A 23,564-nucleotide genomic window follows, 5' to 3' on the forward strand; every position below is an offset into this window, starting at 1 on the left:
TAAATTAGCTTTACACAAAAAAACCGACCAGCACTGATTTTTATCAGTATTGGTCAGTCTCATTAACTAACTATTAATCTTCAGTAACAAATGGTAAAAGCCCCATAATCCGAGCACGTTTAATTGCAATTGTTAAACGACGCTGGTTTTTGGCACTTGTTCCAGTTACACGACGAGGAAGAATTTTTCCTCTTTCAGAAACAAAACGTTTTAATAAATCGGTATCTTTGTAATCGATATATTCAATATGGTTAGCTGCAATAAAATCAACTTTACGACGGCGACGTCCGCCTCTACGTTGTTGTACCACTTCACAAACCTCCTTTGTTTAAAATGGTAAATCATCATCTGAAATGTCGATCTGTTGCCCGCTATCAGCAAAAGGATCAGCATTCTTTGCAGGGTCAGCATTGCTACCTTGCTTATTATTCGGATTCGGATTTGGAGTACTATTATTAGTTGAACCAGCAAAATTATTGTTTGCTGGATTAACATTTTGTGAGGTATTAGAACCCTGATCATTAGGATGCTGTTGTCGATATTGCTCAGATTGCGATTTTGATTCTAACAAAGAGAAATTATCAACAACAATTTCCGTTACATAGACTCTAACTCCCTGCTGATTATCGTAAGATCTGGTTTGAATTCTGCCATCCACCCCTACTAATGAACCTTTATGGGTAAAATTAACAAAATTCTCAGCTGCTTTCCGCCAAATCACACAACCAATAAAATCAGCTTCACGATCTCCCTGCTGATTAGTAAATTGACGATTAACAGCAACCGTAAAACTAGCAACCGCGACCCCACTTGACGTATATCTCAATTCTGGGTCACGTGTTAAACGACCAACTAACACTGCTCGATTGATCAAAGTTCAGTTCCCCCTTCGGAATTTAAATATTATTAAGCTTCACGTTTAACAATCATATGACGCAAAATGCCATCACTGAACTTAGCCAGACGATCAAATTCATCAATTCCGCTTGCATCATCAGCTTTAACATTTACAACATGGTAAATACCTTCTGTAAAGCCACCGATTTCATATGCGAAACGACGTTTAGACCAGTCTTTTGAATCAATTACTTCAGTCCCGTTATCTTTCAAAACTTTATCGAAACGATCGACTAATGCTGACTTTGCAGCTTCATCAAGAGCTGGACTGATAATATAAGTAATTTCATATTTCATGACTGTTTACACCTCCTTATGGACTTATGGTTCTTAAAATTAAGAACAAGGAAAGTAATCCAAACTATTTCTAGTTAGATACTAACAAGCTTAAATTTTAACATTACTTGCTTCAAATTGCAAGGCTCAGTTCTTGATTTTGTTCAGCTAATATTAAATACGTAAAAAATCATTTTTTTCTCTTTAGTCATCATCTTCGGACTTAACTTCAGTCTCATCTATTTCTTCAATAGCCACCTTAGCCATCGTCGCCACACTTGTATCTTCAGCCACTTTAATCAAATGCACACCTAGGGTCGCTCGTCCAGTTGTTGAAACACTTTGAATGTTAAATCTGATCATTACACCTTTATCGGTAATCAGCATAATATCTTCATCACCCTGAACAGTTGTTAAACCGATTAATGATCCATTTTTAGCAGTCACATTAGCTGTCTTAATTCCTTTGCCACCACGACCTTTAATTGGATACTCCGATGCTGGCGTTTGTTTGCCGTAACCTTTTTCACTCACCACAAAGACCTTGCTATCAGGCGCAAGAATTCCTGCTCCAACGACATAATCATTATCTCGTAATCGAATACCGCGCACCCCGCTGGCAGTCCTTCCCATCGGACGAACATTTTCTTCAGCAAAACTGACTGCATAACCTTGGTGGGTTCCGATAATTAAATTTCGTTGATTATTTGTAATCAAAACACTGATTAACTCATCATCGTCCCTCAATGTAATTGCTTTAAGACCATTTTTACGAATGTTACTAAATTCATCTACCACAGTCCGTTTAACTGTGCCATATTTTGTTGTAAAGAATAGATAGCTCTGATGTTGGCTATGGCTTTGTTTTATTTCCCGGGAAACATTGATAATCGTTTGGACTTTTTCTTTAGCATCAATCCCCAATAAATTAATCACCGGAATTCCTTTAGCTGTCCGGCTATACTCTGGAATTTCGTAACCCTTCATGCGATAGACTTTTCCTAGATTTGTAAAGAACAACAATTCATCATGTGTAGAGGTACTAATTAAATGCTCAATAAAATCATCAGCATGGACTCCCATACCTTGAATTCCGCGACCGCCACGATGCTGAGTTTTAAATTCGCTAGTTGGCAACCGTTTAATATAGCCATTATGAGTTAAGACGATCATAACGTTTTCTTCTTCAATCAAATCTTCGTCTTCGATACTCAAAACTTCACCGACCATCAGCTCTGTTCGCCGTTGATCACCGAATTTAGACTGGATCTCCATTAATTCTTCATAAATAATTTGATCGATACGCTCAGTGTGAGCTAAAATATCTTGATAATCAGCAATGGCTTCTAATAGTTTCTGATATTCATCTTCAATTTTTTCACGTTCAAGTCCCGTTAAACGAACTAAACGCATATCCAAGATAGCTTGGGCTTGTTTGTCTGACAACGCATAATTATCAATTAATTTATTCTTAGCAATTTCACCACTTTGAGATTTGCGAATAATGTTAATGATTTCATCAATATGGTCCAGCGCAATTCGCAATCCTTCTAAGATATGAGCCCGAGCTTGAGCTTTCTTCAATTCAAATTCAGTCCGGCGTCGAATAACTGTTTCTTGATGTTTGAGATAATAAACCAAAATCTGTTTTAAATTTAAAATTCTAGGAGTGCCATTAACAATCGCCAGCATATTAAAATTAAAAGTTGTCTGCATTAAAGTTAATTTATACAGATTATTCAAAATCACTGATGCACTGGTATCGCGACGAACATCAATCGTAATCCGCATACCTTCACGATCAGATTCATCGTGAATATCAGTAATACCATCGATTTTCTTTTCTCGAGCTAGATCAGCAATACGTGTAATTAGTTTGGCCTTGTTAACCATATACGGAAGTTCATTAACAATAATTTGTTCGCGTCCGTTTTTTTGGGTTTCAATTTCAACCTTGGCTCTTAAAATAACTGTACCCTTACCTGTTTCATAAGCTTTTCTAATACCTGATTTACCCATAACAATTCCACCAGTTGGAAAATCAGGTCCCTTGATTGCGTCCATCAGATCAGCCGTAGTTGCATCTGGATTTTTCATTAGGATATGCAATCCTGAAATAACTTCAGCCAGATTATGCGGTGGAATATTAGTCGTCATTCCAACGGCAATTCCAGTTGCACCATTGACTAATAAATTTGGAAAACGTGCCGGTAATACTACTGGTTCCCTTTCCGAGCCATCGTAGTTTGGAATGAAATCAATCGTATCTTTATTAATATCCCGCAACATTTCCATTGCAATTTTACTCATACGTGCTTCCGTGTATCGCATTGCAGCTGCACCATCACCATCAACTGAGCCGAAGTTTCCGTGACCATCGACTAACATATAGCGATAACTAAAATCTTGTGCCATTCGAACCATTGATTCATAAATTGCCGAATCCCCATGTGGATGAAACTTTCCCATAACATCTCCAACAATTCTAGCTGATTTTTTATATGGCTTATCTGGTGTAACTCCCAACTCATTCATTCCATAAAGAATTCGCCGATGAACCGGCTTTAAACCATCCCTGACATCTGGTAATGCACGTGCAACAATTACGCTCATTGCATAGTCCAAGAAAGATTTACGCATAATTCCAGACAAATCAGCCTGTTTAACGCGATCTGGCAAATCTACCAAATTTTTGACCTCCCCTTTTTTAATAGCCTATCTGTCTTAATATTTCCCAGGAAATATTAAACATCAAGATTTTCGACAAAAGTAGCATTTTCCTCAATGAATTCACGCCGCGGTTCAACCTTATCTCCCATTAACATTTCAAAAACCTGGTTTGCCTCCTCAGCATCAGATAATTCGACCTGTAGTAAGCGACGATGTTCAGGATCCATTGTTGTTTCCCATAATTGCTCTGCATCCATTTCTCCTAGACCTTTGTAGCGTTGAATAATTGGTTTCGGTGTTGGCGGAAGCTGTCCAACAACTTGATCTAATTCCTCATCTGTATCGATATATCTAATCATTTTTCCTTGACGAACTTGATACAAAGGCGGCTGAGCAATAAAAACATATCCATGATCAATCATCGGTCGCATAAATCGATAAAACAAAGTCAACAGCAACGTACGAATATGTGCACCATCAACATCGGCATCTGTCATAATTATCAATTTATGGTAGTTAGCTTTTTCGATATCAAAATCATTTCCAAAACCTGTTCCTAGAGCTGTGAAAAGTGAACGAATCTCCTCGTTTGCTAAAATCCGATCAAGTGTCGCTTTTTCAACATTTAAAATTTTTCCTCTAATCGGCAGGATAGCTTGAGTCAGTCTCGAACGGCCTTGTTTAGCCGATCCGCCAGCTGAATCACCTTCGACAATAAAAAGTTCTGAAACTGCCGGATCTTTACTAGTATTATCAGCTAACTTCCCTGGTAAATTACTAATTTCAAGACCATTCTTTTTCCGAGTAACTTCGCGTGCACGTTTGGCAGCGACCCGTGCTTTAGAAGCCAGCAATCCTTTTTCAACAATTTTGCGTGCCACTGCCGGGTTTTCTAACATAAATTTAGAAAAATGTTCTGAAAAAAGTCGATCAGTAACTGTTCGAGCATCTGAATTCCCTAATTTTGTTTTCGTTTGACCTTCAAATTGCGGGTCAGGATGCTTAATGCTGATTACTGCAGTCATTCCTTCACGAACATCTTCACCAGAAAGGTTATCTTCATTTTCCTTCATCAATTTATTTTTACGAGCATAATCATTGATCACACGTGTTAATGCAGTTTTAAAACCGGCTTCATGTGTTCCGCCTTCATATGTGTGAATATTGTTGGCAAATGTTAATAAATTAGAATGGAAATCATTAGTATACTGTAAAGCAACTTCAACAGTAATTCCTTTTTGCTGGCCTTCAAGATAAATCGGTTCATCAAATAGTACTTCTTTTTTCTTATTTAAAAATTCAACATAATGACGAATTCCGCCTTCATAGTGAAATTCCTTATGTGTCGGTTTTTCAGGTCGTTGATCACTGATTGTGATCCGCAAACCCTTATTTAGAAAAGCTAACTCACGAATTCTAGTTGTCAAAATATTAATATCATAAACCGTTGTTTCTGTAAAAATATCGGGATCTGGTACAAAATGGACGCTAGTTCCGTGTTCGTGTTCGCCGCAGCTACCAATAATTTTCATTTCATGAGCAACTTTTCCGCGGTGAAAATCCATCGCGTAGATTTTTCCATTTCTTTTTACTTTAACAGCTAAAGTTGTTGCTAAAGCATTTACAACGGAAGCTCCAACGCCATGCAAACCACCGGAAACTTTATAGCCACCGCCGCCAAATTTTCCGCCAGCATGTAAGACCGTAAAAACAGTCTCCAAAGCTGGCCGACCAGTTTTTGGCTGAATATCAACCGGTATTCCGCGACCGTTGTCTTTAACGGTAATGCTATTATCTTTTTCGACGATCACATTGATTTCATCGGCAAACCCAGCTAACGCTTCATCGATCCCATTATCAATTATTTCCCACACTAAATGGTGCAGTCCTTGTGAACTAGTTGAACCGATATACATTCCCGGACGTTTTCGAACTGCTTCGAGGCCTTCAAGGACCTGAATTTGACTAGCATTATATTCTTTCGCTTGTTCTTCTTTAGCAAGTTCTTTCTTTTCTTTATCTGTCACTCTTTATTTTCCTCCTTCGGGGTTGGTTCACTAATTTTTCCTTGGTTAATAATAAAAATTTTAGGATTCTTGATTAATTTTTGCGCAACATCATTTAAACTCGGTGTCGTCAAAAATGTTTGTACCCGATTTTGAATAGCTTTAATCAAATTGGTCTGTCGTGCCCCATCTAATTCCGACAAAACATCATCCAGCAATAGAATCGGATACTCACCTGTTTCTTGCCGCATCAAATCAACTTCAGCTAATTTAACTGCCAAAGCAGTTGTTCTTTGCTGTCCTTGAGATCCATAAAGTTGAACATTCTTTTGGTTGATCAAAAAAATTAAATCATCTCGGTGGGGACCGATAAGAGTAGTTCCTTGAAAGATCTCTTTTTTTTGCTGAAGTTTATACTGCTGTTTAAGTTTTTGATAGACTTGATCTGTTTTAAGCCGTTCTTGTCCTTCAAGTTCAACAGTTGAATCATATTTCAATTGCAGTTTTTCTTGTCGCTGTGTAATTTTCAACTGTAATTGAGCTGCAAATTTGCTTAAATTTGCAAGAAAAGCTACCCGACGGACGATAATTTCTGCTCCAAAAGCCGCTAATTGGTCAGAAAATACATCGAGTAATAGTAAATCTGTTGCCTTTTTTTGCTGCAATTGTTTCAAGTAACGATTTCTTTGTTTTAAGACACTTTTATACTGAGTTAAATTATATAAATAATGTGCATCAATTTGACCAAATTCCATATCGATGAACCGGCGACGGACAGCTGGCGACCCTTTAACTAACGCTAAATCTTCTGGTGCAAACAAAATCACATTCATTTTCCCAATATATTGCGAAAGCTTTGCCTGTTCTAATTGATTTATTCGTGCTTTTTTGCCTTTGCGGTTTAAATCAATTTCTAACTTAGTTTTCCCTAAACGATTAATTAGCGTTCCTTTAATCTGGGCTGTATCTGCTTCAAATCGAACTAATTCATGGTCATTATTTGTGCGGTGGCTTCGGGTCATTGCCAAAACGTAAATTGCTTCCAATAAATTTGTTTTTCCTTGGGCATTTTTCCCAATCAAAATGTTTGTTACTGGCGAAAAAGTTAATTTTGTTTTTGAATAATTGCGAAAATCATTTAAAGCTAATTCCCTTAAATACATCAGCTATTCTCTGCTGTTGAACTTAAATGCCAAATTTCGTTATTCGGAAGTTCAACTTGATCACCAGCGTATAACTTTCTTCCTCTTCTGTTTTCAGATTGCCCGTTAACTAAAACATCATTATTTTGCAAAAACCATTTAGCTTGGCCACCCGAACTAATCACATCAATATGTTTTAGGAGTTGTCCCAAAGTCATATATGTTGATTTTAATTGTATAAGCCGTTTCATATCTGCTTCACCCACCTTTTAGCACTTAGAATAATTATAACCTTTTTGACGGTTAATGACAATTTGAATCGCCACTATAAGCGATTTAAGCGATGTTTAGTATCGCTAATATCTTTTAATCTGTAATAGATAAAATTGCTTAGAGTGTAAAAATATGGCATATAAAAAAAGACGATTACTTTTTAAAGCAATATCCGAAACAAATGCTTAATTATAAAAAAAGATTGAAGTTCAAATACACTTCAATCTCCACTAGTATTACTTATGCATATTTATTAATAGGTTCTAACTGGCGTAATTAATTGAACAAAATCCGTTTGATTTTCACTTGGAACTAAAGTAAACGAACGTAATGGCTGTGTAAAATCAATTTTAACAGTTGATTGTCCAAACGAACGCAATGCATCTTTCATATAATCAGGATTAAATGAAATTTCTAAATTCTTTCCTGTTAAATTTTGAAATTTAAGTTTCTCTTCAACATTCCCAATTTCTGGTGTATTTCCAAAAATTTGAGCAGTTTGTCGTTCTGGGTCTAAACTCAATTTAACAATATTATAATTTCCTTCATGTGACAATAACGAGGCACGTTCAATAGCAGCTAAAAATTCAACTGCATTGACTTCCAATTCCGTTTCTGAGGTCTGCGGAATTAATTGTGTTGTATCAGGATAGTTTCCTTCAAGCAGCCTGGAATAAAAAACTGTTTGTGAAAAAGAACAGAGAATTTGATTCTCAGAAATTCGCAGCTCAATTTTAGCTGTACTATCAGGTAACATCCGTGCCAATTCTGTTAAAGATCGACTGGGTACAATGATATCATATGCTGCTGTTTCATTTTCCAATGGAATTTTCCGTTGGCTTAGACGGTGACTATCAGTTGCAACAGCTGTTAATTGCTGCTGATCAATCATTAGATGAACTCCCGTTAGGATTGGACGGCTTTCCTGATCAGAAGCAGCTATTGTAGTTTGGTTAATAACTTTTTTGAAAAGATCTGCTGGTAAAGTTAATTGTTGTGAACTTTCAACTTCTGGTAAATGAGGATATTCAACGGCATCTAATCCATTAACTGTAAAAGATGCCGGACCTGAAAGAATTGTTGTTTGCAAATTTTCGTTAACCTCAAGCGAGAAGTTATCTGTTGGCAATTTTTTTATGATCTCACTAAAAAATCGAGCTGGTAATACAACTGATCCCGGTTGTGAAATTTCTAATTGAGCATTTTCATCTTCAATTGATATAACTGTTTGAATTGAAATATCAGCGTCGCTTCCTGTTAATGTTAATTTATCAGCTGTTAGTTCTAATTTTAAGCCAGTTAAAATGGGAATTGTTGTTTTAGTTGAAATTGCTCGTTGGACATTATTTAGCTGTTGTAAAAAGGCTGTTCTTTTGATAGCAAATTTCATAAAGGATCCTCCTAAATAATATTAATTAATAATAGATTTTATAGTACTAGTAGTAGGGCCTGTTAATTCTGTGGATAACATTAAATTGAGTGTCTAATCTAAGTTATCCACCTGTTAATAACCTGTGGATAAACTAGTTGAGTTATTCACAGTAATCCACAGGCTATTTTTTTAATTCTGCTTTTAAATCTGCTACGGCACGTTGCAAATCGTTATCTGTTGTTAACGTATCCGAAATTTTTTCATGGGCATGAATTACTGTTGTATGGTCTTTTCCGCCAAACTCTTGACCAATTTTAGGTAAAGAAGCATCAGTAAGTTCACGAGCCAAGTACATTGCAATTTGGCGAGGAATTACGATATTTTTAACTCGTTTTTTCCCTTTTAAATCACTTAATGAAATATGGAAATACTTGGCAACGTGATCTTGGATGACCGCAATTGAGATTTCATTGGATTTTCCATTTAATTTCAGATTCTTTAAAGCATCAGCAGCTAAACTGGTTGTAATTGGTAAGTGTGTCAATGATGCGTATGCTTGGACACGGACGAGAGCTCCTTCTAATTCACGAATATTGGAATCAATTTGGCCTGCAATATAACTTAAGGTATCATCGGGAATTGCAAGTTGGTCAGCGTCAGCTTTGTTCCGTAAGATCGCAATTCGAGTTTCTAAATCAGGTGGCGTAATATCAACTGATAATCCCCATTTAAAGCGTGATACCAGTCTTTTTTGCAATTTAGGGATTTCGTTTGGTAATCGATCTGAAGATAGTACAATTTGTTTCTTATCGTCATAAAGGGCATTAAAAGTGTGAAAGAATTCTTCTTGGGTTCCTTCTTTATCAGCGAAAAATTGAATATCATCGACTAACAGCAAATCAACACTCCGATATTCCTGGCGAAACTCTTCTTGTCTTTTGGTTTGAATGGAATTGATAAAGTCATTGGCAAAAGCTTCACTAGTTACGTATTTTACTTTGGCCTGTGGGTTGTTGGTCAACATTTGATGTCCAATCGCATGCATCAGATGAGTTTTTCCCAGTCCTACACCGCCAAAGAAAAATAATGGATTGTAAAGTGCACCTGGTTCTTCTGCAACAACCAATGCTGCTGCATGTGCCATTTGGTTTCCTTTCCCAATCACAAATGTTTCAAATGTGTATTTATCATTTAGTTTTGTTTCACGCATAAATGTTGGTTTGGCTTGTTCTTGCCGATAGGCAGCTTCATTTTTGCTTATTGGAGCAGCTTTTTGAAGTGGATCAGGGTCAGTTGGTAGCTTTACAATTACAGTTATTTCTTGATTAATACTGTTTTTTATCATTGCTACTACTTGCGCACTTAAATTAGCTTTCCAATAATCTTTATGTAAGGCTGTCGGTACTTCAATTACAAGTGTTTTTTGTTTAAAAGAAATCGGTTTTGCGGCTTTTAACCAAGTATTAAAACTGATTGAAGATAATTTCCCCTTAAATTCATCACAAATGTATTGCCATAATGTTTCAAGATCCGGCACATAATTTCCCCCCTTTTCGTAAACGATCACTTATCTATTTTAGCATGATATATTTTAGTTTTCCACAGCTGTGTATAAAAGAATTCAGAGAATTCACATGGTGTTAAGCCAGTTTTCCACAAGGAGTGTAAAATTAAAAATTACGGAATAATTTTAAGTTATCCACACACACACTGTTTACTTTGAGTCTTGATACTATAGGATATATAGGAGTTTTCCACAGTGATTTAGCTGGCTGTGGAAAACTAAAACACAGCCTGTGGATTTGTGAAAATGTGGTTATTAAGGCTGTGGATATGTATTTAGGTGGTTAAGTGTAATTCACAGCTTAACTAATAGAAAATTAGCTTTCTGTGGATAAGTTTTGATCTGTAAATCAAAAAATATCTTTAAAGTTGCAGAAAACTATGCTATCATGAACAAGTATTGTGTGGCTTGACAATTGATTTTTTTTTATTAAAATAATGTTTATTATTGTTGAGTATATTTAAGTTAATTAAGGAGGTGGAATTCTTTATGAAGAGAACTTACCAGCCTAAGAAGCGTCATCGTCAAAGAGTACATGGATTCCGTAAACGTATGAGTACAAGTAACGGTCGTAATGTTTTAGCACGTCGACGCCGTAAAGGCAGAAAAGTATTGTCTGCATAGACCACTGACCGTCAGTGGTCTTTTATTTTAGGCGCTAAACCGGTATTTGGAGATGAATTATGCGAAAATCATACCGTGTTAAAAGTGAAGCTGAGTTTCAAAAGGTTTTTAAACAAGGTAAATCATACGCTAATCGCCAATTCGTACTTTATGTCCTTGAAAAACCAGGTCAATTACATTTTCGAGTTGGTATTTCTGTCGGGAAAAAGATTGGGAATGCTGTAGCTCGAAATTGGGTTAAGCGGCGAATTCGTCAAAGCCTAACTGAACTGAAACCTGAATTGAAACAAGATTGCGACTTTATTGTGATAGCTCGTCCAGCAGCAGCTGGTCTTTCAATGAAAGTTGTCAAAAAAAATCTGTTGCATGTATTGCACTTAGCTCGGTTAATGGTATGTCAAAGCAGTCGTGCAGAGTGAGGGCAGGCTATGAAGAAAACCAAACGTTTTTTGCTGTTTCTAAGTTCTATAGTGTTGGTCTTTTTATTGTCAGGCTGTGGTCGATCCGCAGTAACGGCACACAGCACAGGAATTTGGGAACATTATATTGTCTGGAATTTTATTCGGGCAATTGAATTTTTAAGTCATCTTTTCGGAAATAATTATGGTTGGGGAATTGTTTCTTTTACTATAGTTATTCGAGTTATTTTGCTGCCGTTAATTTTCTACCAAACAAAAAGTATGCGGAAAATGACGGAATTGCAGCCGCAATTAAAAGCATTGCAAGCGAAATATTCGGCGAAAGATATGGATACGCAAAACAAATTACGGCAAGAGCAACAAAAGTTATATGCTGAAGCAGGTGCTAACCCAGTTGCTGGATGTTTGCCATTGGTAGTTCAGATGCCGATTTTATTTGCTTTGTGGCAAGCAATCTACCGTTCACCAGTTTTGAAAACAGGGTCATTTTTCTGGATGCACCTTGGAGATAAAGATCCATATTTTATTTTGCCGATCTTAGCAGCAATTTTCACGTATGCAACTTCTAAGCTTAGCATGATGTCTCAACCAGAACAAAATGGGATGAGTACGATCATGACTTTAGGGATGCCGGTTGTTATTTTGATTAGTGCGGTTAATTTGCCATCAGCTTTATCACTTTATTGGGTTATTGCCAATGCCTTTTCCGTTGGACAGACATTATTGTTCAATAATCCGTTTAAGATTAATCAGCAGCGAGCAGAAAAACAACAAGCTCAAAAGCAGCGAGAAAGGGCACTTAAAAAAGCTAAACGTCGTGCAATTAAAAGTAAGAAAAAATAATTTTGAATAAGAAAACCAGCCCAAAATTGTTAACTTTTGCTAACTAATGCAAATTAAACCTGAACTTGGTTATGAGAATTTGTATTAATGAAGAAAGAGAATTTATGGGCTATCGTTATTCATAATGAAAAACGGGATTGAACAAGCGTGGTGCTTTGTTCAATCCCGTAAATTAATTTAAAAAATCTCAATGACCTCATCTCTTCTAAGAGATGGGGTTTTTTAATAAGTTAGCACTGTGATTAGGACAAGGTTATGATTACCAAATGTTAACTCGTTTTTCGGGAGCAAGATACATTTGATCAGCTGGTTGAATATTAAATACTTGGTAGAAATCGGTCAAATTTTTCGGTTGAATATTTGCACGTAACTCATTTGGAGCATGAACATCAATATTTAATAATAACTTTTGACGTTCAAGGGATGATTTTACACACCAAATGCGAGCCCAATTAATAAAGAATGCTTTTAGATCGGCATCTGGTTCATTTTTGGCAGCTTCTAAAGCACAGCTTAAACCACCAGCATCAGCAATATTTTCAGACACGACTAATTTGCCATTAACTTTTCCAGCAGGGGTTGTTAATCCATCGAATTCATCAATCATCTGTTGAGCGAGTTTTTCGAAATGTTTCAAATCTTCTTTTGTCCACCAATTATGCAAATTACCTAATTCGTCAAAGTGAGCACCATTATTATCAAAGGCATGTGATATTTCGTGAGCAATTACCGCTCCTATACCACCATAATTTTCACTTGAAGACTGTTTTAAACTATAAAATGGTGCCTGCAAAATAGCAGCAGGAAAGACAATGATATTATATGACGGATTGTAGTAAGCGTTAACTGTATGAGCACTCATTTCCCAACGAGTTCGATCAACTGTCTGTCCCCATTTACTGTAGTGATCAAGATTGGCAATTTTTTCAAATGCTAAAGCATTTTCAATTAAAGAATTTCCAGTTACTTTAAATTTTTTGTATAATTTATCTAACTTTTCAGGATATCCAACTTGAATCCCAAGTTTATCAAGTTTTAAGATTGCTTTTTGACGAGTAGCCGTACTTAACCAAGTATTGTTGGCTAGTCTTTTTTTATAGACAGCAATCATCTTCTCAACCATATTGGTAACATCAGCCTTGGCTTTTGCACCAAAGTACTTATGGGCATAATACAATCCAACGACTTGATTAAATTGACCAGTGGCCAAATAAAAAGCACTTTTTTGTTGATTCATTGGTTCTTTACTGCCGGAAATAGCACGTGAGTATTTTCCGCCAAGGATGCGTAATTCATTAGACAGCAAACCAGTGCACCCTAAAACAGTTTTAGCAAATAACCAACTACGCATAATTTCAAAATTTTCATCGTTTACGATAGTATCTAATGCAGCATAATATTTAGGTTCGCTGACAATTACTTGATCAGGAAGGGTTCCAAGTAGTTCTTTTAAGTAGTGACTTAAAGAAAAATGAGAACTAGTAGCAGTAAAATCAGCTAGACTGTATTTATTATATGATTTAACATAGTCAGCTAATTCAGTACTGTCTTTAACGTGCGGTACCAATAATCGATCAAACGCTAAAGTATCTTTAATAATTTTTTGAACAAAATCAGTCTGATACCCGATTTTAGTTAAAATTTCTTCCAGCATAGAAGTGTAAATTTTTAATAATGCAGTTGCTGATGAAGTGTCATCTTGAGTGTAATAAGTTTTGTCAGGTAAAATTAGATTTGGAACATCAGCCATTAGTGCATAATGAGAGGTATCCTTCATATCGGGTTCAACAAATACCGGCACTGGATTAGGGTAGCCATTAATAACTAGATCTCCTAATTGGTGAGCCCAATCATCTAAGTCTTTGATTTCTAAAATTCTTTCAGCATAATTTCTGACGGGTTCAAAGCCAGCAGCATCTCGCTGTTGAAAGTCAGCCGCTAGGTGATAAAATTTTAAAAATTCAGCTAATGGCTGATTTGTCTGTTTATCAGGGCTCATTTCAGCAAAATCTTTCATCAAGATTTTTTCAATATTGTCAGCCAGATCAGCAAAACCGCCTGTTAACGGTTTGTCAGCTGGAATTTTAGCTGTTTTAAGCCAGTCACCATTAACTGCTTGGTATAAATCATTTTTTATTAGAGTCTCATCTACTGTTGAATGCATTAGCAAACCTCTTTCTTAACTGTGATTTGAAATAAAAATAATTGGAAATTGTGGAAATATGATTTTAAAAAATAAAACAGCGCAAAAGGCTGTTTAGAAACTGTTTGTTGCAAAAATAAAAAAGTTAAAAATCAACAGAATCTGGATTTGGCGCATAACCAACGATCCCATCTAATTGATCAATCGTCTGCATGTCAGCAGGGGACAATTCAAAATCAAACAGCTGAGTATTTTCTTCAATTCGATTTTCATGAATTGATTTAGGTAGGGGTAAAAAATGATGCTGTAATGACCAACGCAGGCAAACTTGGGCAACTGTCCGCTGATTTTTGGCAGCGATGGCTTTTAAAGTTGAATTACTGAAGATTTTACCAGTACCCAAAGGACTATATGCCTCAATTAAAATATTGTTTTGGCGACAATAATTAATGGTTTCTTGATCAACATCGCCAGGACAAACACGAATTTGATTGACCATTGGTTGGATTTGTTGTGTTTCTGCAAGAATTTTTAAGTGCCGAATACGAAAATTAGAAACACCAATTGCTTTGATTTTACCTGCTTGGTATGCATCTTCCAATGCTCTCCAAGTATCTTGTAAATGTTTTTGCCAGTCATTGTCTCTGGCTGACTTTGGATTAGGCCAGTGAATTAAAAAGAGATCAAGATAACTCACCTGAAGATCTTTGAGTGATTGATCGATTGCTGCTGTTGCAGCTTGATAGCTATGAGCATGATTGTTTAATTTGCTGGTCAAAAAGATTCTTTGACGAGCAATGCCACTTTCTTTGATAGCAGCTCCAACGCTTTGCTCATTCCCATACATTTCAGCAGTATCGATGTGTCGATAACCGGAAGTTAATGCTGATTTAACTGCTATTTTGGCAACTTCACCAGCAGGGGTTTGCCAAGTTCCAAAACCAATAACGGGGATCTTTACCTTATTGGACAATTCATAAGTATCAATTAAGCTATCCATCAAAAAACCTCACTTTTGAAGAGTTTTAATTCCACAAGTTTATTCTACTACAAATTGTTTTGAAAAAAACGATTGAAGCAGTATGAATAAGCAAATGCTTAAAATAAAACTTTTTCATTAGGAAATACAGATTTAATTGCGTCTGCCAACTAAATAATGTAGGCTTGAAGAGTTGGAAAAATTGTTAACTAATAAAAGAATTAGCTAGTAAAATTAGTGAACAAATTGAATTATATGAGCGAATGTCAATTTACAGCTATTTTAGGATTCGATGATATAATATAATTAGATAATAAATAATAAATACAAATAAAAAATTGATAAAGCTAATAAAACTTAATAGTAAAGTGCAGTTTGGCATCAATGAAAGTATTTAATAATGAAAAGTTGTGTAGTTAGAATTTTGTTATATTTTTAACATGATATAATATTAAAAATACTATTTTTTACGTTGGAAAAAGAAAGTAGGAATGATAATGGGATTAGAACATAAACCAGATAAACTTGATGATGAATTGTGTTTTGCAATTTACACTACTCAAAAAATTTATAATAAGTTTTATGTTGAGTCTTTAAAAGAATATGGTTTGACCTACCCACAATATATTACATTATTGGCCTTGTGGGAAAATAATGAACCGATGATGATTAAAGAATTAGGTAAGAAACTGAATTTGGATAATGGAACTTTGACGCCTTTATTGAGAAGGATGGAGAAAGAAGGGTGGGTGGATAGGAAACGGTCTAAAGAAGATGCTCGCAAAGTATATATTTGTTTAAGTCGCAAGGCACGTGTGAAAAAATGTGAAATTAAACAAAAGATGACTTCGTGCTTTTCTTTAGTAGATATGTCAGCTGATGAGTATCGGCATGATGTTGGTTTGATAAAGCAAATTGGTGAAAAAATTGCAGAAAGTACAGTTGAAGACAATTAGTTAAGTTTCATGTGAAACAGTTGTTTGACAATATAATTTTCTTCGCAACCGTATGTTGCTGTCTTGAATAGAAAATGATTTTAGGAGAGAAAGTTTTGGCTGGCAGGAAAAGAAATTATCGATCTGTTTGTACCAAAAAATTGATTAAACAAACTTTTTTAGAGCTATTGAAGGATCAAGAAAAGGTAGAACAGATTAAAGTTACAGATATTTGTCGAATTGCTCAAATAACGCGTGGAACATTTTATCGCTATTATCAAAGTGTTTCCGATTTGCTTGACCAATTACGGATTGAACTTTTTCAGCAAACAATCGCATTAGTTAAACAACGTTTTGAAAAGGGCGAAAGAAATTTATTGCCAGCAATTTTTGAAGTGTTGAAGCAAAATGATGTTAATTTAGTTAAAGCAACCATGAATCATGAGTATGGACAATCTTTTCTCGAAAATGTTTTTAAAAGCTATCGTGAAGCTATTCGTCCTACTCTGAAACAAAAAATTACTTATTTGACGGATAATCAATTTGATTATTATTATTCTTACGTTTCTAACGGTATTATTGGAGTAATTTTAGCTTGGATTGATAAAGGTATGTATCAAGAAACTGATGTATTGGAAAAAATAATCATTGAAATGATTTTTCAAAGCGAGAAACAGTTAGCTTATGAAGTGAAAAAACTGGCAAGATTGTCAAATAGAAAATAAATTTAATAATAAAAAATCCCCCTTGTTTGTTAGCTGACAAATAAGGGGGTTAATTAGTACCAGGAATATTAGTATTGTAAAAATAAAATCAGTTAAATCCGATTCAATCATCATTTTTTTCACGAACGTGTTCACGAACTTGTTCAAAGATTGTAAACACGTGGCGATCGGAAAGCTGATAATTAATTTTTTGACCATCTCGAATTCCGCAAACAAGACCAGTCTGCCGTAATAATTTTAATTGATGTGAAATTGCTGACTGGGAGATGCCAATAGCTTCAGCTATTTCGTTAACTGGCAGACTTTTTTCTGCAAGCAAAAAAAGAATTTTATAACGAGTTTGATCACCGAAGGCTTTAAAAAGCTGCACACTTTTTTCTAATTCCGGCAGTGATGGCAGTTGAATGTCCGTGGATTTTGTCATGAGATTCACCTTTCACTGGATAAAGTAAAAAGAAAAACAAAATTAATTGTCTAACTAGCATTATACTCCTGAAATTAAAAAATATGAAACTTGAATCAAAATCGTTTTATTCAGCTTTAGCTGCCAAATAATCCAGCAATTTAAAAAATTTAGTTGAGTTAACGTCATAAGCAAGAGTAACTTCTCGGCCGTTGGCATCTTGGTAAAGTCGGCCATCGCTTGGAGCAGTTGTGTTAACTTTGCAAAGAACTTTTTTGGTTTTTACCAAATCAGGTTGATAAAAATAACAGGTTGTTAGCACATCCCAAAGATAATAAGTCGAGTTGGTTGCAAACTGGCGAAGCTCAGGGACTAAAGCGTAGCTATTACCTAAAAAGTCAAAACCGCTAAAACGTCGATAAGTCGCCCAGTGTTGACGAATAGCTGCTGTCAGCGGGACATTGTTAGTACTTTCTAAACTTACTAAATCGATCTTGATTGGGCTGGCAAAAACAGTTGCCACGGCTGCTGGATCCCAAAAGGCGTTCCATTCTTGAGTTCCATCTGAGTCCGGTTCTGCCACATTTCCATTTTCCAAAAACGTTCCACCCATCCAAATCAATTTTTCAATCTTAGCAGAAATCTGCGGTTCCATTTCTAATACACGGGCTAAGTCAGTTAATGGACCAGTAAATAATAAAGTAACCGGTTCAGCAGCAGTTTGTAAATGTTGTAGTAAATCAAGATGAGCCGGTTGTGTGGCAATTGGAGTCCGAATAGTGCCTGATTCGTTTAGTATTGGTAATGCATTTTGTTGAAAAGTGGTTAATCGCCATTCCTTGGGAAAGGGATGGACACCGCGGGCTGTAGAAACTGAAATAGTTAAATTTTTGTCATGACCAAAACGATCAACAATTTTCCGACTAGCTTCTGTCGCAGGAGCAACATAGCTATCAGCATCAACAACGCTGACACCAAGTAAATTGACATTCATTTGTAGTAATAAAAATAATGAAACTAAATCATCCACGCCGCCATCATGACTAAAATAGACACGTTTATTCATAAAATCCTCCTAAATTTTGCTTAATCTCCCATTAATAAATCAGTATACTTTAAACAATAATATTCGTCAAAACTGTGATAATTTCTTTTAAAGATTATATTAAACAACTATTTTCTTCTAAATACGAACAAAAAAATAAATTATTAAAAAAATGTATTGATTAATTCAAAGGGAATGTGTATACTGAAAAACATAATTAAATTAAAGGATCTGGGGGATTTTTAGGTGAAGAAAAAAGTAATGGCCGTAATTGCAGCGACTTTAGCTTTAGGGACAATTTTAGTTGGTTGTGGTAGTCAGGCTTCAAGTCAAGGAACAAAGCATTCAGCTGCATTAGTAACTGATGGTGGTGGAATTGATGATAAATCATTCAATCAATCAGCTTGGGAAGGTTTAGAAAGTTGGGGAAAAAGTCATGATCTGAAAAAAGGTGTCAATGGTTATAACTATGCCCAATCAAGTGACGATGCTGATTTTCAGCCTAATATCAATAAACTGATAAAAGCGAAGTATGCGACTATTTTTGGAATAGGTTACAAACTGGATAATGCGATTAGTTCAGCAGCTAAGCAGAATCCTAAAACAAATTTTGCAATTATCGATTCTGTAGTTTCCGGACGAAAGAATGTTGCGTCGGTTACTTTTAAAACAGAGCAGTCCTCTTTCTTAGCTGGAGTAGCAGCAGCAGAAACGACTAAAACCAATAAAGTCGGATTTGTTGGTGGAATGCAAAGTGATGTTATTAAGACTTTTGAAGCCGGGTTTAAACAGGGAGTGAAAGCTGTTAATCCTAATATTAAAGTAGATGTTAAATATGCTGGTTCATTTACTAAAGCGGATGTTGGCCAATCGTTAGCAACGGCGATGTTTAATAACAATGAAGACGTTGTTTATCATGCAGCTGGCGGAACCGGTGCCGGTGTCTTCACCGCAGCTAAAAATGCAGCTAAAAGCGGTAAAAAAGTTTGGGTGATCGGTGTTGATCAGGACCAAAAAGCCGATGGTGCTTATAAAGGTGGCAATGTTACTTTAGCTTCGGCTGTGAAAAAAGTTGGTACGGCAGTAAAAGATTTATCCAATCAAGCGATGAAGGGCAAGTTTCCCGGTGGTAAAACTGTAACTTATGATTTAAAAGATAATGGTGTTGGTTTGGTGAACGATAATATGTCGACTAAAGCTTGGAAAGCTGTTCAAAGTTATCAGCAAAAAATTGAAAATGGGACGATTAAAGTTAGTCCTAAATAAGCAAGCTAAATCAGAATAGATTGCAATAAATAATCAGTGGTGGAGAGTTGGTTAAGCCAATGCTTCACCATTTTATTACCCTGATATTTAAAGGAGGACACAATGGAGCCCTATATAGTGGAAATGCGGCATATTACTAAACAATTTGGTAATTATAAAGCGAATAATGACATTTCACTTCAGGTGAAGCGCGGAGAAATTCTAGCCTTGCTAGGCGAAAATGGGGCTGGTAAATCAACTCTAATGGGGATGCTTTCCGGATTATTAGAGCCGACTGCTGGTCAAATAATGATTAGTGGTCAAGCAGTTAAACTAGCAGGACCACGAGCGGCTAAGAGATTGGGAATTGGAATGGTGCATCAGCATTTTATGCTGATTCCGGCTTTTTCGGTTTTAGAAAATATAATTTTAGGTGATGAACCAACCCAAGGTTTAAAAATTAATTACCGCAAGGCTGCTCAGGAAATAAAAATTTTAGCCCAAAAATATCACTTAGAAATTGATTTACAGGCTAAAGTTAAGGATATTACGGTCGGAATGCAGCAGCGGGTAGAAATCATGAAAGCTTTGTATCGGAAAGCGAATGTTTTTATATTTGATGAGCCAACAGCGGCGTTAACTCCACAAGAAATTGAACAGTTGATTAAAATTTTTAGAGCCCTTGCGGCTGAAGGAAAATCAGTAATTTTTATTACCCATAAATTAAAGGAAATTAAAGAAGTTGCTGATCGTTGTGTGGTGATACGGATGGGAAAAGTAGTCGCGACTGTTCAAGTAAATGAAACGGCGGAAACTTCATTGGCGGAAATGATGGTTGGCCACCAAGTTAAATTTACGGTTGCTAAAAAGGAGACCGATCAAACCAAAAGAATCCTTGAGGTTAAGGATTTAACAGTTGAGATTCATGGACAAAAGAAAGTAGAGAATTTAAGTCTAACCGTTCATCAAGGAGAAATAGTTGGCGTTGCCGGAGTTGATGGCAATGGGCAAAGCGAATTAATTGCAGCTTTAACAGGCTTAACCAAGATCAAAACAGGTCAAGTTGTCTTAAATGGTCATCAATTGCAGCATAAAAATGCGCGTCAAATTAGTCAGTTAGGGATTGGCTGTATTCCAGAAGATCGACAGCAGGTTGGCCTGATTCTACCGTTAACAACGGCCGAAAATTTAATGCTGAAAAACTATTATCGAAGACCAGCCAGCAAATATGGTTGGTTGAATTATCGAATGATCAATCAACGTGGTCGACAGTTAATCAAAGATTTTGATATTCGAACGCAAACAGAAAAAGCGCCGGTGGCAGATCTTTCAGGAGGAAATCAACAAAAGGTGATTGTAGCACGAGAAATTTCAGCAGCTCCTGAATTGTTGATCGCGGCTAATCCGACTCGCGGAATTGATATTGGTGCGATCGAATATATTCATGAAAAAATCACCGAGCAACGAAATCTTGGTCATGGAGTTTTACTGGTAAGTTTTGAGTTGGATGAGATATTAAAATTATCTGATCGGGTAGTAGTGATGCATGCCGGTCAAATTGTTGGTGAAATCGATCCAGCAACAACAACGAGTGAAGAACTTGGTTTATTAATGGCAGGTAAAGTACCAACTGCTTCAAAAAGCGGAGGGAGATAACGTTGAAATTAAGGACATTTAAAGGATTAACGATTCCACTGCTGTCAGTTGCCGCCGGCTTCTTAGTCGGAGCGATTGTGATGTTATTATTCGGCTATAATCCGCTGCAAAATTATGCAAATTTATTTAATGGGTCCTTCGGTGATATTTATTCAATTGGCGAAACTTTGAGAAATATGATTTCGTTAATCTTAACGGCTCTAGGTTTTGCCGTCGCCAGTAAGGCTGGCTTTTTTAACATTGGTGGACCAGGACAATACCTGTTTGGTTGGTTTGGTGGAATTGTATTTGCCCTGTTGTTTCCGCATTTACCAACATTTTTGCTAATTAGTGGGTCTTTGCTGATGGGGGCAATTTTTGGTGGAGTCTGGTCAATGATCGCTGGAGTTTTACGAGCATATTTTGGCACAAGTGAAGTTATTACAACAATTATGCTGAATTATATTTCATTATATTTTGTTAATTATGCAGTCAAAGCATGGTTAGCCAAAAAAGGCAGTGATTCATCTCCCAATATAGTTGCGAAAGCCAACTTAAACACACCTTTTTTGAAATCAATTACAAATAATTCAACCTTTAATTGGGGCTTTTTTATTGCTTTAGTAGTCGTGATTATAGTTTGGCTGTATTTTAATAAAACACGTTCCGGTTTTGAAATTCGAGCGGTGGGTTTAAATGAAGCTGCTTCGAGATATGCTGGGATCAATGTTAAGAAGACGATTATTACAGCTATGTTGATTTCGGGATTATTAGCGGGATTGGGCGGTGCGATTGACGGTTTAGGAAATTTCCAAAACATATCAGTTTCAAATAATTTGCCATCAGTCGGATTTAATGGAATGGCGGTGGCATTGTTGGCAGCTGAAAATCCAATTGGAATTGTTTTTGCGGCACTGCTTTTTTCAGCGTTACAGATTGGCGGATTGAGCATCTCCGTTTATTCAAATACTCCAAGTGAAATCGTTGATATTGTAATTGCGGCAATTATTTTCTTTGTTGGCATTAAATATGTTTTTGAATTGATTTTAGCTAAACGTCGTAAAAAAAATAACTTTTCAGTGAAGGGGGTAAAATCCAGATGAGTTTAGCCACTATATTAATGACAGTTTTTTCAACTACACTGATTTATGCTGCCCCTTTGATTTTTACGGCATTAGGCGGTGCATTTTCTGAACATAGCGGAGTTGTCAATGTCGGACTTGAGGGAATGATGATTGTTGGAGCATTTAGCAGTACAGTTTTCAATCTTAGCTTTGCTAACCTTTTTGGAGCAGCTACCCCATGGCTATCGTTGATAATTGGAGCTGTTTTTGGATTGGTTTTTTCAGCTTTACATGCCGTTGCAACAATTAATTTTCGGGCTGATCATATTATTAGCGGGACAGTATTAAATATGATGGCACCGGCACTGTGTGTGTTTTTAACACGAATTTTTTATTCCGGAAAAGGTCAGACACCGGTTATAGATCAAAGTATGGGCACTTTTACCTTTCCAGGAATTTCACGCATCCCCTTACTTGGAAAAATGTTCTTTACTCATACGTCATTGGCAGCCTATGTAGCAATTATTGTCGGAATTGGCAGCTGGTATTTTCTTTATCGAACAAATATCGGGTTACGATTACGCTCAGTTGGAGAAAATCCTACGGCAGCTGATACACTGGGAATCAATGTTGCGGCCTATCGGTATCTTGGGGTTTTGCTTTCTGGTTTCTTAGGTGGAATTGGTGGAGCTGTAATGGCACAGTCAATTACTTTGAACTTTTCAGCTAGTACAATTTCCGGTCAAGGGTTTATGTCACTGGCAGCAATGATTTTTGGCAAATGGAATCCGCTGGGAGCAACTGCAGCGGCAATTTTCTTTGGGTTAGCACAAAGCCTGCCAATTATTGGTGGTTACATTCCAGTTTTAGCACATGTAAATTCTGTTTGGTTTGAAATAGCACCATATGTAATTACAGTGATTGTTTTGGTCTTATTTTTAGGCAAGGCGGTTGCGCCGGCAGCTGATGGTCAGAATTACATTAAAGGCAAATGAGATTGGTGGAGTTTTGAGAATTTAATCAAGCGATTCGGAGTGATGGTTATTCGATAAAGATAGCCATCACTCTTTATTTTGGATTACTCGTAGTTGTTTTTTTAGGAACTTGACAAGAAATGAAGTAAAATGTCAGTTAGGATTTTTATTAACAAAAAAATTACATTCGATAACAAACTTTTAACAGTAAAAATGTTTAATTTCCAAAGAATTGGCAGGTCGAGCTTGTTATTTTCTGAATAGGTCACTAAAATTAAAAGAACATTAGACTATTTTAAAACAATTTTTATTTAGAAAGTTCGGAATAAT

22 protein-coding genes are annotated in these 23,564 nt (G+C 36.2%); 9 read left to right on the forward strand and 13 right to left on the reverse strand.

The window, feature by feature from the left end:
- Positions 1-73: 73 nt before the first annotated feature.
- The 9 genes from rpsR to dnaA all read right to left on the reverse strand — a co-directional run bounded on the left by rpsR (position 74) and on the right by dnaA (position 10,173).
- Positions 74-310 carry a 30S ribosomal protein S18 gene (rpsR, locus tag FC89_RS08765; RefSeq protein ID WP_057872175.1) on the reverse strand — a complete coding sequence of 79 codons (237 nt, stop codon included), beginning with the start codon at positions 308-310 and terminating at the stop codon, positions 74-76.
- A gap of 18 nt (positions 311-328) precedes the next feature.
- Positions 329-874, reverse strand: coding sequence for a single-stranded DNA-binding protein (gene ssb / locus FC89_RS08770; protein ID WP_057872176.1), 546 nt, complete (start codon positions 872-874; stop codon positions 329-331).
- Between the two features lie 32 nt (positions 875-906).
- Positions 907-1,194: a 30S ribosomal protein S6 gene (gene rpsF / locus FC89_RS08775; RefSeq protein ID WP_057872177.1), complete on the reverse strand. Its 288-nt coding sequence runs from the start codon at positions 1,192-1,194 to the stop codon at positions 907-909.
- A 183-nt stretch (positions 1,195-1,377) separates the two neighbouring features.
- Positions 1,378-3,861: a DNA gyrase subunit A gene (gene gyrA / locus FC89_RS08780; RefSeq protein ID WP_057872178.1), complete on the reverse strand. Its 2,484-nt coding sequence runs from the start codon at positions 3,859-3,861 to the stop codon at positions 1,378-1,380.
- A 56-nt stretch (positions 3,862-3,917) separates the two neighbouring features.
- Positions 3,918-5,870: a DNA topoisomerase (ATP-hydrolyzing) subunit B gene (gyrB, locus tag FC89_RS08785; protein ID WP_057872179.1), complete on the reverse strand. Its 1,953-nt coding sequence runs from the start codon at positions 5,868-5,870 to the stop codon at positions 3,918-3,920.
- A complete protein-coding gene (gene recF, locus FC89_RS08790; RefSeq protein WP_057872180.1) occupies positions 5,867-7,012 on the reverse strand; it encodes a DNA replication/repair protein RecF in 1,146 nt (381 codons plus the stop codon). The genes gyrB and recF overlap by 4 nt, the downstream gene beginning before the upstream one ends.
- The gene (gene yaaA, locus FC89_RS08795; RefSeq protein ID WP_057872181.1) at positions 7,012-7,242 is read right to left on the reverse strand and encodes a S4 domain-containing protein YaaA; all 231 of its coding nucleotides are present in this window, start codon (positions 7,240-7,242) and stop codon (positions 7,012-7,014) included. The genes recF and yaaA overlap by 1 nt, the downstream gene beginning before the upstream one ends.
- Positions 7,243-7,517: 275 nt before the next feature.
- Positions 7,518-8,654, reverse strand: coding sequence for a DNA polymerase III subunit beta (gene dnaN, locus FC89_RS08800; RefSeq protein WP_057872182.1), 1,137 nt, complete (start codon positions 8,652-8,654; stop codon positions 7,518-7,520).
- A 163-nt stretch (positions 8,655-8,817) separates the two neighbouring features.
- A complete protein-coding gene (gene dnaA, locus FC89_RS08805; RefSeq protein ID WP_057872183.1) occupies positions 8,818-10,173 on the reverse strand; it encodes a chromosomal replication initiator protein DnaA in 1,356 nt (451 codons plus the stop codon).
- 516 nt (positions 10,174-10,689) lie between these two features.
- On the opposite strand from dnaA, the gene rpmH reads away from it, so the two are divergent.
- Genes rpmH through yidC form a run of 3 tightly spaced genes read left to right on the forward strand, consistent with a single transcriptional unit; the run spans position 10,690 to position 12,086 of the window.
- Positions 10,690-10,824 (forward strand): 50S ribosomal protein L34, encoded by a 135-nt coding sequence (gene rpmH, locus FC89_RS12410; RefSeq protein ID WP_003701411.1) that lies wholly within the window; start codon positions 10,690-10,692, stop codon positions 10,822-10,824.
- A gap of 59 nt (positions 10,825-10,883) precedes the next feature.
- On the forward strand, positions 10,884-11,243 hold the full coding sequence (rnpA, locus tag FC89_RS08810) for a ribonuclease P protein component (RefSeq protein WP_057872184.1): 360 nt from the start codon (positions 10,884-10,886) through the stop codon (positions 11,241-11,243).
- Positions 11,244-11,252: 9 nt separating this feature from the next.
- Positions 11,253-12,086: a membrane protein insertase YidC gene (gene yidC, locus FC89_RS08815; protein WP_057872185.1), complete on the forward strand. Its 834-nt coding sequence runs from the start codon at positions 11,253-11,255 to the stop codon at positions 12,084-12,086.
- A gap of 259 nt (positions 12,087-12,345) precedes the next feature.
- Here yidC and FC89_RS08820 read toward each other — a convergent pair whose 3' ends face one another.
- A complete protein-coding gene (locus FC89_RS08820) occupies positions 12,346-14,250 on the reverse strand; it encodes a M13 family metallopeptidase (protein WP_057872186.1) in 1,905 nt (634 codons plus the stop codon).
- 124 nt (positions 14,251-14,374) lie between these two features.
- Positions 14,375-15,229 (reverse strand): aldo/keto reductase, encoded by an 855-nt coding sequence (locus tag FC89_RS08825; protein WP_057872187.1) that lies wholly within the window; start codon positions 15,227-15,229, stop codon positions 14,375-14,377.
- Positions 15,230-15,705: 476 nt separating this feature from the next.
- On the opposite strand from FC89_RS08825, the gene FC89_RS08830 reads away from it, so the two are divergent.
- Positions 15,706-16,164 (forward strand): MarR family winged helix-turn-helix transcriptional regulator, encoded by a 459-nt coding sequence (locus FC89_RS08830; protein ID WP_057872188.1) that lies wholly within the window; start codon positions 15,706-15,708, stop codon positions 16,162-16,164.
- 95 nt (positions 16,165-16,259) lie between these two features.
- The gene (locus FC89_RS08835) at positions 16,260-16,868 is read left to right on the forward strand and encodes a TetR/AcrR family transcriptional regulator (protein ID WP_057872189.1); all 609 of its coding nucleotides are present in this window, start codon (positions 16,260-16,262) and stop codon (positions 16,866-16,868) included.
- A gap of 103 nt (positions 16,869-16,971) precedes the next feature.
- On the opposite strand, the gene FC89_RS08840 is transcribed toward FC89_RS08835, so the two are convergent.
- Both FC89_RS08840 and FC89_RS08845 read right to left on the reverse strand, forming a co-directional pair.
- Positions 16,972-17,292: an ArsR/SmtB family transcription factor gene (locus FC89_RS08840; protein WP_057872190.1), complete on the reverse strand. Its 321-nt coding sequence runs from the start codon at positions 17,290-17,292 to the stop codon at positions 16,972-16,974.
- Positions 17,293-17,398: 106 nt separating this feature from the next.
- Positions 17,399-18,337 (reverse strand): nucleoside hydrolase, encoded by a 939-nt coding sequence (locus FC89_RS08845; RefSeq protein ID WP_057872191.1) that lies wholly within the window; start codon positions 18,335-18,337, stop codon positions 17,399-17,401.
- Positions 18,338-18,577: 240 nt separating this feature from the next.
- Here FC89_RS08845 and FC89_RS08850 point away from each other — a divergent pair, with 240 nt between their 5' ends.
- From FC89_RS08850 to FC89_RS08865, 4 genes are all read left to right on the forward strand, one after another.
- Entirely contained in the window at positions 18,578-19,582 is a 1,005-nt protein-coding gene (locus FC89_RS08850) for a BMP family lipoprotein (RefSeq protein WP_187329665.1), read from the forward strand.
- A gap of 102 nt (positions 19,583-19,684) precedes the next feature.
- The gene (locus FC89_RS08855) at positions 19,685-21,217 is read left to right on the forward strand and encodes an ABC transporter ATP-binding protein (protein WP_057872193.1); all 1,533 of its coding nucleotides are present in this window, start codon (positions 19,685-19,687) and stop codon (positions 21,215-21,217) included.
- Between the two features lie 2 nt (positions 21,218-21,219).
- Positions 21,220-22,299 carry an ABC transporter permease gene (locus tag FC89_RS08860; RefSeq protein ID WP_057872194.1) on the forward strand — a complete coding sequence of 360 codons (1,080 nt, stop codon included), beginning with the start codon at positions 21,220-21,222 and terminating at the stop codon, positions 22,297-22,299.
- Complete coding sequence (locus FC89_RS08865) at positions 22,296-23,255, forward strand: ABC transporter permease (RefSeq protein WP_057872195.1); 960 nt, start codon at positions 22,296-22,298, stop codon at positions 23,253-23,255. Before FC89_RS08860 ends, FC89_RS08865 begins: the two co-directional genes overlap by 4 nt.
- The last annotated feature ends 309 nt before the right edge of the window (positions 23,256-23,564 follow it).

Origin of the sequence: Liquorilactobacillus ghanensis DSM 18630 (assembly GCF_001435235.1) — a bacterium.
GTDB lineage: Bacteria > Bacillota > Bacilli > Lactobacillales > Lactobacillaceae > Liquorilactobacillus > Liquorilactobacillus ghanensis.

Bases quoted from the DNA above. Each gene is read 5' to 3' on its own strand.
- rpsF (WP_057872177.1), bottom strand. From the start codon at position 1,194: ATGAAATATGAAATTACTTATATTATCAGTCCAGCTCTTGATGAAGCT.
- recF (WP_057872180.1), bottom strand. From the start codon at position 7,012: ATGTATTTAAGGGAATTAGCTTTAAATGATTTTCGCAATTATTCAAAA.
- yaaA (WP_057872181.1), bottom strand. From the start codon at position 7,242: ATGAAACGGCTTATACAATTAAAATCAACATATATGACTTTGGGACAA.
- dnaN (WP_057872182.1), bottom strand. From the start codon at position 8,654: ATGAAATTTGCTATCAAAAGAACAGCCTTTTTACAACAGCTAAATAAT.
- rpmH (WP_003701411.1), top strand. From the start codon at position 10,690: ATGAAGAGAACTTACCAGCCTAAGAAGCGTCATCGTCAAAGAGTACAT.
- rnpA (WP_057872184.1), top strand. From the start codon at position 10,884: ATGCGAAAATCATACCGTGTTAAAAGTGAAGCTGAGTTTCAAAAGGTT.
- yidC (WP_057872185.1), top strand. From the start codon at position 11,253: ATGAAGAAAACCAAACGTTTTTTGCTGTTTCTAAGTTCTATAGTGTTG.
- FC89_RS08820 (WP_057872186.1), bottom strand. From the start codon at position 14,250: ATGCATTCAACAGTAGATGAGACTCTAATAAAAAATGATTTATACCAA.
- FC89_RS08825 (WP_057872187.1), bottom strand. From the start codon at position 15,229: ATGGATAGCTTAATTGATACTTATGAATTGTCCAATAAGGTAAAGATC.
- FC89_RS08830 (WP_057872188.1), top strand. From the start codon at position 15,706: ATGGGATTAGAACATAAACCAGATAAACTTGATGATGAATTGTGTTTT.
- FC89_RS08840 (WP_057872190.1), bottom strand. From the start codon at position 17,292: ATGACAAAATCCACGGACATTCAACTGCCATCACTGCCGGAATTAGAA.
- FC89_RS08845 (WP_057872191.1), bottom strand. From the start codon at position 18,337: ATGAATAAACGTGTCTATTTTAGTCATGATGGCGGCGTGGATGATTTA.
- FC89_RS08850 (WP_187329665.1), top strand. From the start codon at position 18,578: ATGGCCGTAATTGCAGCGACTTTAGCTTTAGGGACAATTTTAGTTGGT.
- FC89_RS08855 (WP_057872193.1), top strand. From the start codon at position 19,685: ATGGAGCCCTATATAGTGGAAATGCGGCATATTACTAAACAATTTGGT.
- FC89_RS08865 (WP_057872195.1), top strand. From the start codon at position 22,296: ATGAGTTTAGCCACTATATTAATGACAGTTTTTTCAACTACACTGATT.